Below are 17,108 nucleotides of genomic sequence, written 5' to 3' on the forward strand. Positions count from 1 at the left end.
CCTACCTGATTAGCACCATGTCCCCTTTGATCGCCGCCGACAAAATAGAAGCGGCTCGCAAGCGAATCGCCAATGTGGTTCGCCACACACCGTTGATGCGAAACGCTCGACTCTCCGCACTCTATGACGCGGAGATTCTGCTCAAACGGGAGGACTTGCAAGAAGTTCGCAGCTACAAGATCCGTGGTGCCTACAACCGGATGTCGCAACTCAGCGACGAGCAGCGTGCTGCCGGAGTGGTTTGTGCCAGTGCCGGCAACCACGCGCAAGGATTCGCGTACGCTTGCCATGCGATGGAGATCCATGGTCGAGTCTTCATGCCCGCGGTCACGCCGAAACAAAAGGTCGAGAAGGTCAAACTGTTCGGACAAGAACATGTGGAAATCATTCTCACCGGAGACACGTTCGATGATGCGGCGGCGGAAGCCCACCGCGCTGCCGATGAAGGACAGACCTACATTCCTCCCTTTGATGATCCCGCCATCATCGAAGGCCAAGGCACCGTCGGCGCCGAGATCTTGGAAGACCATCCGGAACCAATTGACATGGTGCTGGTCGCGGTCGGAGGCGGCGGATTGATCTCTGGCTTGGGAAGCATCTTCAAACAGCTTTCGCCCGAAACCAAAATCATTGGAATTGAACCGATGGGCGCGCCGGCCATGCATGACAGCCTTCGTGAAGGCAAGGTCGTGACGCTGGACAAGATCGACAACTTCGTCGACGGAGCCGCGGTAAGACGTGTTGGGGATCTGAATTTCAAGATCGCTCAACATGTGATTGATGAGATGATCCTTGTGCCCGAGGGCAAAGTCTGCAGCGTGATGTTGCAGCTCTACAACGACGAAGGTTTGGTGGTGGAGCCTGCTGGCGCGCTTTCCATCGCGGCTCTGGAGCAATTGTCAGAAGAAATTCGCGGCAAGACCGTCGTGTGTGTCGTCGGCGGCAGCAACAACGACATCACTCGCACCGAAGAAATTCGCGATCGAGCGATGTTGTATGAAGGGTTGCAGCACTACTTCATCATCAAGTTCCCGCAGCGAGCGGGAGCCTTGCGAGAATTCCTTAACAATGTGCTCGGCCCAACCGACGACATCACGCACTTCGAGTACACGCGAAAACACAATCGCGAAACGGGACCGGCGCTCGTCGGTTTGCAGGTCGCCAAAAGAGACGACTACCAAGGCTTGCTGGACCGCATGACGGCCAGCAACATCGAATACCAAGTCGTCAACGAACAACGAATGTTGTTCGAACTGTTGGTGTAGGGAGTTCGGTTCACTCGACGATGGATTTGAGCAAGGCTTGCATCTCTTTTCGTTTTTCAGCTTCTTGTTCGTAGAGGTTGTTTGTTTCCATCGGGTCTTGCTTCAAGTTGTAAAGCTGACCGGGGAAGTTTGGCTCGGGTTCCTTTTTGGCATAGGGCTGAAGCGTTCGGTCGTTGTAGTTGTTGCCGCCTGAGCCTGCGTGGTCGAGGTACTTCCAGTCGCCAACCCGAAGTTGGAATTCTCCGCGAAAACTTTGCGTGATCATGTGAGGACGAATGGACTCGCCCTCGGGGATTTGTCCCAGCAGTTCCGGAAGCATGTTGAAACTGTCCAGGGCAACGTCTTCGGGCAAGTCCACATTTGCGACGGCCGCGAGCGTTTTGAAGATGTCGGTCGTGTTGATCAGTTGGTCCGACACGCGACCGGGCGAAATGCGGCCGGACCACTTCATCATCATGGGGACGCGGTGACCGCCTTCCCATGCGTCGCGTTTCATCCCTCGCCATCCTCCGGCAGCGTCATGCTGGTGATCTTCGCGCATCCAAACCGTGTGCATGGTTTCGGGGCCGTTGTCGGAATTGAAGATGACGAGCGTGTTGTCATCCACTCCCAGTTCTTTCAGGTGATTGAGCAAATCACCGGTGAGTGAATCGAGTTCGCAAACAAAGTCACCGCGAGCGCCGGCCTGAGTTGATCCCGAGTACTGGTCGGCGGGGAGCACGGGGGCATGAGCGATTTGGGTGGAGACCACTGCGAAGAAGGGTTGGTCCGGAGCCTCCTCGACGTGGCGGTCAAGAAATTCGCGGGTCTTGTCAAAGAACAGAATGTCGGCGTCGACAAATTTGTAGCCGGGAGCTTTCCAGCCTTCGTCGTTGTCCCATCGCCACTTGCCACCTGGATTGGGAAGCGTGTCGCGTTTGTGACGTTGGTTCGCTGGCACAGGAACCATCCCGTTTTCGATGTACAGATACAAAGGATCTGTGGTGGGGCAGTTGGGAGTCACAAACGATTCATCAAAGCCTTGATTGTTGGGGCCATCGATCAACGGCGTGCTGAGTTCGTAGTCGATTTCGGTGACGTCCTTGAATCCACCTCGCAGTTGTTTGCCGTCGCTGCCATACCAAGTCAAACCAAGGTGCCATTTGCCAAAAATGGCTGTTTTGTAGCCGGCCTGCTGAAGCATTTCGGCGATCGTCAAGTCATCTGGTCGGAGGTAGCTGGGGCCGCTGGCTCCTTCAAACGCAGTCAATCGGCGTCCCGTGCGAAAGACGCACTGGCCGCTCATCAGTCCGTAGCGTGATGGAGAGCAAATGGTCGAAGGGCTGTGAGCATCAGTGAAACGGATGCCTTCGGCCGCCAGTTGATCCAGATGAGGTGTTTCGTAGGCGCAGTTCTCGTTGTAGGCCGACAGGTCGCCGTAGCCGAGGTCATCGGCGTAGATGATCAGGATGTTGGGCAGTTTGTCCGCGGCGATGGCCCAGTCGGCGAGCACGGAAGTCAGGCCAACCACTATCGCAAAGAGGACGGTGATGCGGGCTCGCATGATGGCGGGAAAGCTCTGGCGACGTGTTGAGAGCATGTTTCAAAATCTCGAGTGGTTTGTCGTGGTGGTTGGATGGACCGGCAGAGCTTTTGCCGGTTGGCTGCGTTCCTTGTTCAATGTTCCTTGTTCAATCCTAGCGAGCACCGGTGCATCGCCGAAGCAGTGGCTGGTCGGGGCGCACAAAAAAACGGCGGCCAAAGGCCGCCGTGTCGCAAATCGTTTTTGAATTCAGGCGGGTTCCGCCACGAGTGATTGCCAGCGCCGCGAGGGCCGGCCTGCGGAATCATTCGTTGGACGCGTCGCTGACCATTTGACGCAATTTCACCGCCTCTGTGATTGGCTTTCCTTTCGCGGCGTCCTCTTCCCGAAAGCTGGCGAAGAGAATGTGCCGGTCTTTGGTGCGATTGTAGTCGTAGATGATATGAATGACGCCGTCCGCGTTTTGTTGACCGTCGGGGTAGGAGACGCCCGTTCGCTCATCGAGCCTCAAGGCTCCGTTCTCTTGTCGATGGGGCTGTGTTTCACCAGCGGCACGCTGAGCGAGTAAGCAGACCGCAAGCGTGATGAGGCGGGGTATCGGTGGGGGAGTGGCTGATCGAGCAGCCTGTTGATCTAGCCATATACCGAATGACAACAATTAGCCGATGGGCGTTCGCTCCGGTTGGCGTTTGACTAACCGCTGCTATCGCGGTATGGCTCTTTGAATCAACAGCACGCTAGGGCGGGGTACATAAAAAAACACGGCGGCCAAATGGCCGCCGTGTCGTTTGTCATTTTGAGAGTCCTGCGAACTATGCCACAGGTTTCTTCATGAACTTCGTTTCCGCTGCGATGTCGCTGTCGTCTGGAGTCGCATCGTTGTCGATGTCGAACCATTCTTCTTTGAACTGCAGGTATCCGCTTTCGCCCTTGGCCGATCGCTTCAAGGCCACGTTGGTTCCGAGCGCGATGACTGCGTCGCCCATGGCGACCTCGGGGTAGCAGCGAGGTTTGTTTTCGCCGTCCGGGTTGCGGATGCAGTAGGCCCAGTGCTCGATCTCTTCACGATAGCCGCGGCTGACTGGGCCAGACGAAGCGGCTTGGGCAACCGGAGCGGCGTAATCGCCACTGGCGGATGTGTCCAACGCGAAGCCGGCGTCCTTCTTCACAACGCCAGCTTTGCTGCTGGTGTCGCTGTTGCGGTACAGGTAAACGTCGGTTTCCTTGTCCAGAATTAGCGTTCCCTTGGTGCCCATCACGACTTCGCCCCAGCCACCAAAGCCATTGCCGTTGATGGACGAGTAGGTCACAACGACCTTCTTGTTCGGATCGGTTTCGTAGCCAGCAACAGGTCCGTTTCCGGGGCTTTCCGGGTTGGGATAACGCTCGACACGGTCGTAGTAACCGACGTCGAATGTGCTGCTGTATTCTGGTCCAGGGAATTCGAACATGCAGTAGACGTGGTCGCCGACTTCACGATCCAGTGGCATGATGTGACGCCCGCCAACGGCATGGACGCTCAGTGGGTGAACCTTTTTCTTGTCGTCACGCAACGAACTGAGGAAGATGCTGACGGCATCTAGTTGGTGACTGCCAAGCTCAGCCATCAGGCCGGCACCAGTGCGATCGAACAATCGCCAACGGTGAAGTTCTTCCATTGCACTGAACGTTTTGTCGGCGACCGAGAAGTTCTCGTAGCCAAATTCCTTTGGATCGACATTCTTATCAGCGTCCCAGGCTGTCCACTGCTCGATTTCCATCTGCAGGCGGATCATCTCGTCTGGATCAGTCGTTTCCGCCAGTTTCTTTTTGCGGTACTCGATGTCCTTCGCGATCTTGTCGAAGTTCTTCCCGTTGACCATCTCGCCACCGGGGATCGGCATCGACCAGCTATCAGCACCCGGCACGTTGCTGCGGTGCCACTGAGCACGAATGTGGTGCAGTTGGCCCAGCAAACCCCAGCGGATCAGGTTGATCGCGTCCTGGTACTTCACGTTGTAGTGACGTTGGTGACCGGTCGCCAAGTGAAGCGGGTTGCCGTTCTTGTCTTCCATGCTGCCGGCCATTCGCGACATGACTTTGCACTGAGCCACGTTGTGGGCCATCAGTTTTTCGGTCAGCACGTGCAGCCCACGTTCCATCGCTTGAGCGGCAACGGGAGCGTGCAACCAAAGTGGCAACGCAATGATCACCGCTTCGATATCGGGATCGTCTAGGCAAGCCATGATGCCGCCGTTGGATCCGTCGTAAACCTTGACGTTCTTGCGAGCTTCCGCTTCGTCTTTGTAGCCAGCAACGCTAATCAAACCCGGCCGACGTTTCAGAGCCGATGAGGAGGACCAGTCACCGTGGAAAGCACGAAATTGGCTAAAGGGACGAATGTCGCAAATCGCTTTGACGTCCACGTACTCGGGGTTGCAGCCACCGATCAGCACGTTTCCTTCGTCGCCGGTTCCGATGACCGCAACGCGGACCGGGTCGGTGACTTTGCTGTAGCCAAAGTACGCCGCACCCAGGCCGGCGCCGCTGACGGCTCCGGTGGCGACGATGCCACGCAGGAAGTCACGACGGTTGACGTCGTAGTAACTGCCGACGGCGGAATAGTAATTGTGTGAGCCGACTTCTTTTTGATCGGCGTTGAGCTTATCTACCATTTGCTAGGACTCCCGGTCACGCAGTTGTGGCGTCGCCGCCGTTGAATTTTCGAATAATGAGATGCAAAAAGAAATCGAGGCCGGCGAAACGACCAGCGCCCGTGGCGGCAAGCACCAGGCAAGCCATGCACTCGATCAGCTGATAATTGCTGGATGTCGGCCCGGTCACAGGTGGGTACTGACTCAAGAACACAGAACCGAGAAAACCGGCTGCTGCTAACGCGGCAACGGGTGTGAACAGTCCAAGCAACAGGCACCACCCCACCAGCATGTCGAAGTACGGCACGATCGAGTCAATCACGCTGGTGTCCATCATTTTCAAGCGCGGCCGCACCAATGGATACGCAAGATGACGGGCCTGTTGTTCCGCCGTTGCGACTTTGTTTTGAGCGGTTTCGTAATTTTCCCAGATCGCATCGATTTGGTCGAACACGGGGGCGATCTTCTGAGACAGCTCTTTTCGGACGCTTTCTCGTTGTCCGCTCAGTGAGCTGACTCCCGAAGCGACCGCATCACCATCCAATTCCTCAATCCGGCCGAGGCCAAGCTGGAATTCCTGGATTTCGTTCGCTTTGAGCTCGAGAACCTGCTCGTATTGCTTCGCAGCCATGCTGTAGTTGTTGTGCGCTTCTGCCTTTTGCTTTTCATCAAATCCGTAGTGATCGGAGATTTGATCGCGGTAGTAAGCCCAGTTGAGTTCGGTTTGGTCGACGTCCAGACGCATCGTGCCGTCGTAATCCCACACCAGTTGGCGGAAATGACCAGCGAACGGACCGCTCGCATTGGCGAAGAATGGCTTGGCGGACCAGTTTCCAGCCTGGTATTTGTCGATACCTTCGCTGATGAAGTGCCAGCCGATAGTGAGACGAAGGAGGGTCAGCATGACCACCGCGATCGTTCCAAGCAGCCGGGGTGAGATTCCCCATCCGACAGCCAAACGCAAAGGGGAAAGCAAATACTTGGCCACCGAGAATGGGCTCCGTCATGGGCAGGAAGGATGGAACTTCATGGCGACAATGCGACCACCGACGCGTGACAAGATTGACACGCTCAAGGTTGGTTCAGCTCACGCCAAGGGACGTCCAGTGAAGGGGGAACGCTCATTATGGCAGCCAAGTGACCATTCGCCAACCGAGTGTATACAGAATCGCCCGAATCGGTCGTTGGTTGGAATCGCATTCCTCTCCTCGATCTGATTGTGGGGGTCGACAAAGTCGTTTGGATCAGAAACCCTTTGCCGACGGTGGGAAACCACGACTCCGACGGCACTCTGATACGTGACCGGCTGTGCAAGCGAGGCGTTTCGCGAGAGATTGACCAACGCAGAAAATATCGCGTGCAGAGCCTGCCGGTGTGGCGTGGCTCCAATGCAGGTCGGCCGGCGGGATGTTTGGCGGCGAAAATGCGATTTTCCCGCCAGCGACCTGTCGACTCGCGCGGTTTGCTGAGGCGTCGCAGCGACCGGCAATCGATGATCGCCCCGCGATTCGTATATCTGACAACTTCTCAACTCAGGAAATGTTCCCTTGTCCATTCGAATTATGCGTCGCTTCACGTTCTGCGCTGGGCACCGATTGGTCGGCCACGAGGGGAAGTGCCAAAACCTGCACGGGCACAACTACGTGTTGGAGGTTTACGTAACCGGTGCGGAGCAGGATGCGGTCGGGCGGATCCTTGATTTCAAACAACTCAAAACCCGCTGCAAGAACTGGATCGATGAGAACTGGGACCACACGTTTGTGTTGTGGGAAAAGGACCAGAACGGATTGGACGCGATTCGCAGCTCAGAGCCTCACCGGATCTACGAACTCGATAGCAATCCCACCGCAGAGAACATGGCCAAGCACTTCTTGGAGCAGATTTGCCCTGCGATTTTGGGCGATTCCGGAGCGACCGCGTACAAGGTTCGCCTTTGGGAAAGCGAAGAGACTTACGCGGAAGTCGAATTGGACTGAACCAAACGCAGCAACTTCGGAATGAAGAGACGCAGTGCTCGGGATCGATGACTAAGAGCACGCTTTACGGTCAGGTTCAGTTCCCCGAACGTTTTGTGATATTCGGGGATCACAAACAGCGGGTCGTATCCAAATCCCGCGCCGCCGCTTCGTTCCGTCGCGATTCGGCCTCGGCAAATGCCTGACTCGGCAAGCCGGACGTTTCCATCGGGATCAGACAGGCACAGGTGGCAATTGAACTGAGCCCCACGGCGATCCATTGGCACGTCAGCCAATTCGTTGAGGAGTTTTTCGTTGTTGGCTTCGTCGTCGCCATGTGTTCCGGCGTACCGAGCGGAGTAAACGCCCGGTGCACCCTTCAACGCATCGACGGACAATCCGCTGTCTTCGGCCAACACCCAGCGTCCAAGATGCTTGGCTTGTTCGGTCGCTTTCTTCGCAGCGTTCGCGGAAAACGTTTCGCCGTCTTCGACCACGTCGATCGCGTTTTCAATTTCTGACAACGCGGTCAGGTCGATGGTTTCTTCTGGCAACATCATCCGAAGCTCAACGAGCTTCTTTGCGTTGCCGGTTCCGAGAACGAGATCAAACATTCGATTCAGCGTCCAACTGCTGCACTGTAGAAGCTGCGTTTGCTAGCCTTTGGAATACGAATCGGTGTTGGCTGAACATCGAAGGGAATGTTTTCGATGTGCTTGGCCGCCAATCCATCGCTGGTCTTGGTCTTGACCTGATTCGCGATGCTCGGGTCGACGTTGAATGCTCGGTAGTTTGACATGATCGCCTTGATTTCGGGGGCGTATTCAAATCCGCCATCGGGCAATTCGTAACCCAACGTTTCGAAGCTGCCGATTGTCACGATCGATCGAGTGCGGTCGTGATACTGGTAGGCTTCTTGGCCTTCTTTTCGTAAGGCGACCACCATTTTATTGGCGTCCATTGCCATGCGGTCCAAGCGATTGATGTTGGGTTGGAAGTTCTTTTCCTTCTTGCCATCGACGATAGTTTTGTAGCCTTCGAAGGTGCGAACGACGACGGTGAATTTGCCATCGCATTCCAACAAATTGAATTGTTTGTCTTCGTTCAATTTGCGAACAAAGGAATCGACTTCGGGTGCGTGCGAGAAGTCCTCGGGCAGCATTGGATTGCGGGTCAGGAACGCACTGCCCATTTCGCCACGATCTTTGTCGCCGCTGCGACTAACGAATTGACGGTGTAAAGCTTTGACCGCTGTGACTGGATTTCGAAAGTCCGTTTCGGCTTCCATTTCTTTCTTGTCACCAAAGACAGGCAACTTTGCTGACTTGATGCGTTTCAAGTCTTCCGCGATTTGCGGGTGTTCCGCGTGATCGTACTCACCGACCAAAACCGCGTGAGCGTCATACTGAATGCTGTTCGCGTATCGCATTCGGCGATGGTTGGAACGAGTGGTTCCACCAGCGACTTGAATCGTTGACGTTGGAGTCTCGACTTCGCCTGAGAAGTCGAAGTTCTCTTCGTAGACATACGAGGGCAGGTTGAGTTCTTGGCGAATCTCGAGTGCCAATCGTTCGGCTCGTTCTTTGGATCCTGCACCGACAAACGTGTGGGCCAGAATCAACCAGGGCCCGTCCTCTTGAGTCAGTTCGTAAGTCTTGGTCGTATCGACTTCGACTTTGTTCCCGCGTTTGAACATCCGCAAGAACGGCGAATTCTGTGCGGCTGCGGGCGAAGGTGAAACGAGGCCGGAGGCGGCCACGGCGAGGATTGCGATCAATCCGAGGCGAAGCGAACTGTTCATCGGAACCAAATCCTGAATCGAAACGATACGAGCGAGTTGTTTGACTCGTCATTAGCAGATTCATTGGATTCGCAGCAAGAGTGTCAAAGCGTTTTGAGGTATTCCAAAACCGCTCGCTTCTCTGCTTCGTTCAGTTCGTTGGGATAATCGTGGCCGGCGGCACTTTTCCCAAACCGACGGGTGTCAAAGTAGCTGCGTCGAATTTGAACATCGGGCTGGAACAACGGGACTTTCTCAGCCAGTTCAATCTGAAAGCCGACGCGGTCGCGATCGATCGCTTCTTCGGATCGTCGCCAAACGGTGGGACGTTCCTCGGGATGCAGCACGTGCCACAGAGTCGGAACGCTGCCGTTGTGAAAGTACGGTGGGCTGGCCCAAACGCCATCCAGGGGCGGCGCGACGTAGCCCTCGGGACTGACCAGCGTTTCTTGCGATTTTCCCGGTTCGAGTTCAGCGAACCAAGAATCGGCGTACTTCTGACGACCTTCGCTGGAAAGAGCTTCGAAGCGGACGGGATCGGTACCGATTTCATCGATCACCACCATCTGATTTGGATAGCTTCCGCCGTCTTTCCCGTAGGTTCCGTGGCAGCGCGAGCAGGTTTGTTCGAACAAATGACGCCCGGTTTCGGCAAGGTCTTCATTGATCGGACCGTCATACTTCGGGGCCCGCAACGAGGACAAAAACGCGAAAACGTTTCGGAAGTCGTCTTCGTGGTCGCGATAGAAATCGGGGCCGTTTTCAGGGACCAGCGTGAACTGCATCAACCCGCGATGACCCTTTTGCGCGAACCCATCGATGTAAAGGTAAGGTCGTTTGTAGAAGTGCCACCACGGTGGGGCGTCCATGTCGTGATGAACGAAGGTCTGAGGCGTATTGGGGACAACGTTCAGTTGCGAATCCCGATACTGCATCAGCCCCATGCCGAAGACCACGGCGTTGGTGGTTCCGTTCGTCGTACCCAGGGGAATGACCAGCGAACCCAACTCCATTCGTCCCAGCGGTTTGCCCAGTCGAAACTTGGTGCTGCGGACTTCTTCGGTGAGCGTTTGAAGGGCGTAACGATTGTTCGGGGCTCCCGGCGTCGGTACTCCGTAGACGGAGCCACCGTGGCAGGAAAGGCAGTTCATCGTCCAGTTGCCGTCTTCATCGACGACGTACTGCATCGGCGGGCCGACTGAACCTGTTTCTTCATGAGACTCGAACGTTGCGACGCCGTCGTTTCGCACAATCAATTCGGGACGTTGAGACAATCCGTAGCGGTGATAGATCGCTCGCAGTCGGTCTTCCGGTGAAGCATTCTCAACCTTTGCACGAGCTTCTTCGGGCCAGCTTCGCCAGATGTCATCGATCACATCCTGAGAAAAGTCGCTGGGCAGCAACGCCTTTTGAGTCAGCACTTCCCAGCCGAGCTCGATCGCCCGAGCTTCTGACTGGGAAACGTTGCTGCCAGAATCCGCCGAAGTTTTCCCGAGCTCGGTGGCGAAAACACCCGGGCAAGTGGCAGGCAACGCCAACAGCAGAACGCAACCGGCGATCAGTCGAAGCAGCGTTGCGAAGTGGCGGCGATCGGAGGGAAAACAACAACGAATCATCGATTCAAATCGCTGGAAGGATGGATGCGACCGGGAATTCAACGTGCGGGAACCAAATTGCAAGCAATCCGCACGGCGGAAAGGGACCGTCGTCCCCATGTCAGTTTAACAGTGCGTCCACCGTCGCAGTCCAACTCATTGTGCGATTCCCAAGATGCGGAACGGTTCGATCGCGTTGAACTCCAGTGTCGGTCTGCTCTTGTGTCGGGTTCTCTGGATTGGCTACTTCCTGAAGTGATCGTGGCCAACCAACTTACGTCGAACGCATTCGTACGCTCATGAACGCAACTACCGCTCTCCAACGCTGCCGATTCGGTTTGGTGTGGATCACGCTGTCGCTGACCGCCGCTGGCGGATGCACTTCGTTTTGGAAACGGGATCAGGATGACCCGTCGAACAATCCAAAGCTGGCCAAATTGCTGAAGGTTCCTGATCCGCCAGATTTGGTTCGAGAGGCGGCCATTCCTCACGGTATGCAAAGCGTTCGCGTCAACGGTGTCGCAATCGTCAACGGGTTGCCAGATACCGGCGGCCCGGCGTTGCCTTCGGGTTTTCGCGACATGTTGCTGGAGGAAATGAAACGCAAAGAGATTCCAAATCCAAACGATTTTTTGGAACTCAACACCACTGCGCTTGTTCAAGTGCTTGGTACGATCCCACCAGGTTCACGTCGTGGCGACACGATCGATTTGGAAATTTTGACTCCCACCAAAACCGAAGCGACCGACCTGCACGGCGGTTGGCTGCTCGACACGCGACTACGCCACCAAAAGGTTCTCGACAGTGCCGTCCGCAGCAGTGATGTGCTGGCCGTTGGTACCGGACCCGTGCTCACGCGAGGCGATCACGAAGGCGAAGCCGACGGCGCGTTGCGAGTCCAAGGTGCGGTTTTGTCCGGCGGAGTCGTGCAGAACGATCGCAAGTTGGGATTGGTTTTGCGGCCTGATTTTCAACACGTCAAAATGTCAGCGGCGATCGCGCAAGCCATCAACCATCGCTTTTACTTCTTCGACGGATCAACTCGTCGCGGCATCGCCGAGCCGATCGAAGACGACTTCATTCAATTGGATGTCCATCCACGGTATCGTAACAGCGTCGCCCGTCTGATGGCGGTTGTTCGAGCGATCGGAGTGGCACCCGAATCTTCCAATACCCAGGTTCGTCTTACTGAACTTGGCGAACGCATGAAGCAACCTGCGAAGGCAGCCGACGCGGCATTGCAATTGGAAGGGCTGGGCGAACCAGCCATCCCAACGTTGCTGGAAGCGGTTCAGTCATCCAACCCCGAATTGCGATTCTATGCCGCAGAAGCATTGGCGTACTTGGATCGCGAAGAAGCGTTGGATCCTTTGATCGCCGCAATTCGTTCTGAGCCAGCGTTCCGTGCTCCGGCGCTCAAAGCACTCGAAGACATGCAGCATCACAACGTTGTCGAGGGACTGCAGCGTTTGATGGATTCGCCCAGCTTGGAGACTCGTTATGGCGGATTCAGCGCACTGCGAAATCGAGAAGATGGCCGACAAAAACTCGCGGGACAAAACCTTCGCGGAACCTACCGGCTCTATCAAGTTCCATCGACTGCGAAACCCGCCGTTGTGGTTTCGCTGCGTCGAAAGCCAGAAATCGTTTTGTTTGGCGATGTCCAACCATTGCAGATCGAAACGTTCTTCATCGGCCCATCTGGGATCATGATTCGTTCGGTTCCTGAAACGGGACAGCTTCGGATCAGTCGTTTCCAAGCGGGCAAAGACGATGCTTTTGCAGAAGTCGACAACACACTGCCCGGTGTGTTGGAAGGTTTGACGGAAGTCGGCGGAGGCTATGGCGATGCGGTTTCCATGTTGCGAATGGCCAAAACGCAAGGCATCCTGCCCGATCAGTTGGCCTTTGATCCGCTGCCAAAGAACTTGCGAACCTATTATCGCAACGAAGGGTCTGAGGAAGGCGACTCGGACGAGGAAAGCAATGGATTCGTCAGCGACTCTGAGGAAGAATCCGACGGAGTCTGATCGTCCCCGCTCTGTTTCCGAAGTTGTCTGCTTTGGCGTGTTCGCCCCGTCAGTCTCACGATGGGGTAGACGCACAGTGCCAGCACCATCAACAGAATGTTGAGCAGAACGCCTTGGATGAGCGTGGTAAAGACGGTTGAAATGAATCCCAAACCCGTGCCGTCATCGAGTCGTGCGACGGAGGTGACGGTCACGACCGCGATCATTCCGGTGAACATGTCGACGATCATGCCGGCGGGAAGAATGATCGAAACAATCAGGCGGAGTACGTAGACGGTCCGCAAGGTGATTCTGATGTTCCGGTACCGTCGCCACGGCCGATTTCGTGTGACCAGATCGGCCCAAACGTAGCCGGCGACGAAGATCGCAATCCCGGTGACCATCCCCAGGAACTGTCCTTCGGTGACGTTTAGCCCGATGACGAAGCTGGGGACCGCTGCGATGCTGCAGACCAATGCCCACCGCAGAACGGTGAGAGGCAGCGTCGGAAAAGGCTTTTCCTCGAGCGGAATGTCTCGCAACAGCTCTTGATCGTCCTCCCCACCCTCTTTTAGAGGGCCCGTCGCGTAGGGGTTGGGTTGGTCAGCAAGTTCGGGCCGGGCGGCATTGTCAGCGTCGGGATTCATGCAACCAGCATAACCGGTTCGGCTGCTTTACACGGAACAGCTCGCCGATTCTCTGGCGTCGCGGCAAGCGTTTCATTCGTCCTGATCAGGGCTCGCGGATAGAATGGAATCCTTGTTCCCTTCTTATCGCTTTGCTGGCATGACTGTGCACCCATCACCCAAACCACAAAGAACCTGGCCGCTTCTCGCGTTTGCCGCGTTGTTGACCCTTGGTGCAGCGAGTTGCATTGAGGCTCAAGTCGTTGGTGGAGGAAACACCGGTAACCAATCTCCGCCCCAAACCTATTACACGGCCCTGGAGATCTATCGCGACGGCGACATGAAGAACGCCATCAATGCGTTTGAATCGGCGCTTCGCAGTTCACGAACGGACATCAATGGCAAGTGGATCGATGCGATTCCGATGCATGCGATGTTGGCCGAGTGTTACTGGCATCTTGGTCATTTACCACTTTGCCGCACGCACCTGGACGCCGGAATGCAGATCACAATCCGCAACCGAGGCTGGTTGGGTGCGATTGATTGGACCGGTCTGAATCAAGGCGCCGCGATCAGAGCCGGAGCGACCAACCTGTGGCCGGAAGCCAACTCGGTGCGACTGGCTCCGGTTCCAAGTGGACTGATGCTTCACAGCGGCGAAATTTTGACCGAACAACGGTTGCAACAAGGCGGCCGCATTGAAAGTCAAAACTTGAAACGCGTCGACGCGATTGAGATCATGCGATCGATTGCTTTGATGATGTATCGACGCCGAGTTGTGATGGGCGAATTGTCCGCGCAAGAACCTTTGGCTGCGGAACTGATGGAGTCGACCAAATATCCGAGCGGATTGAACTCGCCCGGCGGTCGGTCGCTGATCGGTGCAATGCGAGGTGTCGGGCAGCTCGCCGTTGCAGAAGACTCAACAGTAGTCGATCGTGTTGGCAAATACGCGACGCTCGGTGGAGCCGTGCATCCGATCACTCCGTTGATGTTGTTGGCAGGAATGACGGTCGGCGTTTCTGGCGACGCAACTGGAAAGCTGGATCCAAACGTTGCAGCGGGCTTGGTCGCGACCAGCCAACAAGCGGTCAATTCCGCGGCGGCGCTGGAGCAATACGAATTCATCGGTGAAGCTCTGCAGTTGGCGGTTGGTGCGGCCGGACCACAACAATACGGCAAGGTGGAGCAGACCGCGTTGCTCGCCGGACGCACATTGATTCGCGAATCTCGGCTAGCTTCGCTGCATTGCTATCTGGTTGCGGCGGACGCTGCGATCAATGCCGGACGAGTCGATGCGGCCGCGGAATCGATGACGCTGGCCATCGAAATCGCATCCCGACGCGATGTGGATTTCCCACGTTTGGAAGCCTACGGTGCCTATGTCGCGGCTCGGATTGCGGCGGCGCGTGGCGAATCGCTCGGCGGCCCGGAAGGCAAGCTTTCCAACGCGATGGGATCGTTGAATGAGTTCGTCAACAATCGACGAGACCGCAACCGGCCGGTCATCTCGATGCCATCGCATTACCAATTGAGTTTGGTGCAGTCGATGATGGGGCGATCGATCGGCAATCAGTCGACTAAGAGTCTGTTGGACTACTTCACCTCACCTGTTTCGATGACGACATGGCGACGAGATCCAGTGGACGCGATCGCATTGATCGGTCTCGATTCGACGCCATTGCATCGTGGTCGGTTGGAATTGGCCGTGGCGGAAAACAACGGACTGGACGTGCTGAAGTCCACCGACCGAATTCACGCGGCGCGTTTGGCTTCCGCTTTGCCGCTGCGAGGTCGTTTGATGGACGTTCGGTCTTTGGTGACTGACCCGGTTGAATCGTTTTGGCCCTCAACCAAAGACATGGTCGTGCAACCGCCGCCGATGGTCGCTGATTTGCGTCAAAGAGTCCAAGCGTCTCTTCGTGAAGGAGCGGACAATACCGAGCCACGAGACGCCGCCGTCGCGAGCATGCAAGAATCGCTTGTCACGCAGATCGCACTTCAGCGGTTGCGGATTCCTTCGATCTGTCCACCGCCAGTCGCATCGGAGGATGCGGCGGCGTTGCCACGGGGGACTGGTCTGCTGACCTTTGTGGTGGATGGAAATCGCTTGGTCGCCACGCTTTCAAGAGATGGTGAAACGACCGGTTGGATTTCACCCGCCGGGCGACGCATCCCGACAATGATCTCGAAATTGTTGGCCGACATTGGTGCCAACCGGAGTCGCGGTAAGCGATTGCCTGATGATGAGTCGTGGCGAGAAACGGCTGCGAAACTGAAAGAGATTTTGTTTCCGCCCAACTCGGGTTGGAGCGAAACTGGGCTGGAGAACTTGGTGATTGTTCCCGATGGGCCTCTTTGGTATTTGCCGTTTGAATTGCTGCCGGCCAGCGATGGTCCCGATGTGACGGCCGATGAGAATGATGACGCTTTGGATGAAGGCGACGCTGATCTCGATCCGGTTTCGCCCGGGCAACTTTGGGCGGACACGATCAAACTCAGTTACGCGCCCACGCCGGGGTTAGCGCTTCGAGAAGTCGGTGCGGCTAGCGAAGCGAATCGTGTGGCGGTGATGGCAGGAACGTTCTTCGCGCCTCGGCAAAAGGAACTGAACGATCAAATGATCGAGGAGATGCTGGCTGCGGCGGATGATCCTTTGCGATGGACCATCGGATCGGCACCACCGACTGACCGAGTCGGGTTGGGGGTGGCACACTTAGTTGTCGCATCGCCACTGACACCAAACGTCGCGTCGCCGATGGCAACGACAACCATCCCCAGCACGTCCTCCACGCCGCGGGCGGATGCGAGCGGTCAATGGGATCAATTGTTCGGTTGGGTTCGGCTTCCGGCCAGTGGTCCGCGTACGGTGGCACTTCCCGGGTACCGTACGGCAGCGGGAGCAGCAAAGCTTGGCGATGGATCGGAACTTTTCTTTCCTCTGGCCGCCCTTCGTTGCGGTGGTGTGAAAGAGATCACGCTGAGCCGGTGGGTCACCGGCGGTCATTCGGCCGCGACGGTGATTGGCGAGCTGATCAATGAAACGCCTCACACATCGCTCGCATCCGCGACACGCCGTGGTGTGTCGTTGCTTCGGCAAGCGGACCTGGCGGTCGCTGGCGAACCGTTGCTCGGAAAAGCGGATGAGGATTCTCAGAACATCACGGGCAATCAGCCGCTGTTCTGGTCCACGTATCTGACGTCAGGTTCACTCGGATTGCCGGCTCCCAAGAGCGACGAATGAGGTTGAGGCTTCGCGGCGAGATAGAGCAGTTCATCTTGCTATGATTGCCGAGCACCATCCGTGTTCAGTTCGCTTGCTTCGCCATGATCAACCCTTACCAACCACCTGAATCGGCACCCGCCAATCAAACACACAATTGTCCGGTTTGTACGGGGCCGGTTGGCTTTTGGCGTTTTGCATTCCCATTGGGTTATTGCCCGCACTGCCGCAACTATCTCACGATCCGTCACTGGGATCGCCGCACTTGGGCGTGGACGCTTGGCCTGCTTGGGATCATCGTGGTCCCGATCAGTCTTCGGGCATATCGGTTCATCACGTTCACACCAACGATTGGTGACGTCATTCCGATTTGGTTGATCGCGATGATTGTCCACAGCAAGATTTACGGACGGCTTGTTCCGGCATATTGCTGGGGCTTCTTTGCGGTGCAGGACGATGACCGGATCAACACGGACGACGGCTGAGATTCGATGGGTGAG

13 protein-coding genes are annotated in these 17,108 nt (G+C 56.3%); 5 read left to right on the forward strand and 8 right to left on the reverse strand.

The features are described from left to right. Window positions 1-17: 17 nt before the first annotated feature. Window positions 18-1,265 carry a threonine ammonia-lyase gene (gene ilvA, locus RE6C_RS24665; protein WP_008661010.1) on the forward strand — a complete coding sequence of 416 codons (1,248 nt, stop codon included), beginning with the start codon at window positions 18-20 and terminating at the stop codon, window positions 1,263-1,265. Between the two features lie 10 nt (window positions 1,266-1,275). On the opposite strand, the gene RE6C_RS24670 is transcribed toward ilvA, so the two are convergent. The 4 genes from RE6C_RS24670 to RE6C_RS24690 all read right to left on the reverse strand — a co-directional run bounded on the left by RE6C_RS24670 (window position 1,276) and on the right by RE6C_RS24690 (window position 6,408). Further along, window positions 1,276-2,844: a sulfatase family protein gene (locus RE6C_RS24670; protein WP_039963327.1), complete on the reverse strand. Its 1,569-nt coding sequence runs from the start codon at window positions 2,842-2,844 to the stop codon at window positions 1,276-1,278. A gap of 247 nt (window positions 2,845-3,091) precedes the next feature. After that, window positions 3,092-3,298: a sialidase family protein gene (locus RE6C_RS24680; protein ID WP_008661017.1), complete on the reverse strand. Its 207-nt coding sequence runs from the start codon at window positions 3,296-3,298 to the stop codon at window positions 3,092-3,094. 301 nt (window positions 3,299-3,599) lie between these two features. Then, window positions 3,600-5,441: a Gfo/Idh/MocA family protein gene (locus RE6C_RS24685; RefSeq protein ID WP_008661019.1), complete on the reverse strand. Its 1,842-nt coding sequence runs from the start codon at window positions 5,439-5,441 to the stop codon at window positions 3,600-3,602. Window positions 5,442-5,457: 16 nt separating this feature from the next. Then, the gene (locus RE6C_RS24690) at window positions 5,458-6,408 is read right to left on the reverse strand and encodes a hypothetical protein (RefSeq protein WP_008661020.1); all 951 of its coding nucleotides are present in this window, start codon (window positions 6,406-6,408) and stop codon (window positions 5,458-5,460) included. 574 nt (window positions 6,409-6,982) lie between these two features. Here RE6C_RS24690 and queD point away from each other — a divergent pair. Further along, window positions 6,983-7,396, forward strand: coding sequence for a 6-carboxytetrahydropterin synthase QueD (queD, locus tag RE6C_RS24695; RefSeq protein WP_008661022.1), 414 nt, complete (start codon window positions 6,983-6,985; stop codon window positions 7,394-7,396). On the opposite strand, the gene rdgB is transcribed toward queD, so the two are convergent. The 3 genes from rdgB to RE6C_RS24710 all read right to left on the reverse strand — a co-directional run bounded on the left by rdgB (window position 7,372) and on the right by RE6C_RS24710 (window position 10,870). Next, entirely contained in the window at window positions 7,372-7,989 is a 618-nt protein-coding gene (rdgB, locus tag RE6C_RS24700) for an RdgB/HAM1 family non-canonical purine NTP pyrophosphatase (RefSeq protein WP_008661024.1), read from the reverse strand. The two genes, queD and rdgB, sit on opposite strands and share 25 nt — an antisense overlap. A 5-nt stretch (window positions 7,990-7,994) precedes the next feature. After that, window positions 7,995-9,176: a hypothetical protein gene (locus tag RE6C_RS24705; protein WP_039963331.1), complete on the reverse strand. Its 1,182-nt coding sequence runs from the start codon at window positions 9,174-9,176 to the stop codon at window positions 7,995-7,997. Between the two features lie 83 nt (window positions 9,177-9,259). Beyond that, window positions 9,260-10,870 (reverse strand): c-type cytochrome, encoded by a 1,611-nt coding sequence (locus RE6C_RS24710; RefSeq protein ID WP_008661029.1) that lies wholly within the window; start codon window positions 10,868-10,870, stop codon window positions 9,260-9,262. A gap of 179 nt (window positions 10,871-11,049) precedes the next feature. Between RE6C_RS24710 and RE6C_RS24715 the strand changes: the two genes are divergently transcribed. Then, window positions 11,050-12,780 carry a flagellar basal body P-ring protein FlgI gene (locus RE6C_RS24715; protein ID WP_236618500.1) on the forward strand — a complete coding sequence of 577 codons (1,731 nt, stop codon included), beginning with the start codon at window positions 11,050-11,052 and terminating at the stop codon, window positions 12,778-12,780. Here the strand turns inward: RE6C_RS24715 and RE6C_RS31920 are convergent. Further along, the gene (locus RE6C_RS31920; RefSeq protein ID WP_039963333.1) at window positions 12,690-13,406 is read right to left on the reverse strand and encodes a hypothetical protein; all 717 of its coding nucleotides are present in this window, start codon (window positions 13,404-13,406) and stop codon (window positions 12,690-12,692) included. The two genes, RE6C_RS24715 and RE6C_RS31920, sit on opposite strands and share 91 nt — an antisense overlap. 103 nt (window positions 13,407-13,509) lie before the next feature. Here RE6C_RS31920 and RE6C_RS24725 point away from each other — a divergent pair, with 103 nt between their 5' ends. Together RE6C_RS24725 and RE6C_RS24730 are read left to right on the forward strand one after the other, a co-directional pair. Further along, entirely contained in the window at window positions 13,510-16,629 is a 3,120-nt protein-coding gene (locus tag RE6C_RS24725; RefSeq protein ID WP_008661033.1) for a hypothetical protein, read from the forward strand. A gap of 83 nt (window positions 16,630-16,712) precedes the next feature. Then, the gene (locus RE6C_RS24730; RefSeq protein WP_008661034.1) at window positions 16,713-17,093 is read left to right on the forward strand and encodes a hypothetical protein; all 381 of its coding nucleotides are present in this window, start codon (window positions 16,713-16,715) and stop codon (window positions 17,091-17,093) included. Window positions 17,094-17,108 lie beyond the last annotated feature (15 nt).

This window comes from Rhodopirellula europaea 6C (assembly GCF_000338295.1).
In the GTDB taxonomy this organism is placed as follows: domain Bacteria; phylum Planctomycetota; class Planctomycetia; order Pirellulales; family Pirellulaceae; genus Rhodopirellula; species Rhodopirellula europaea.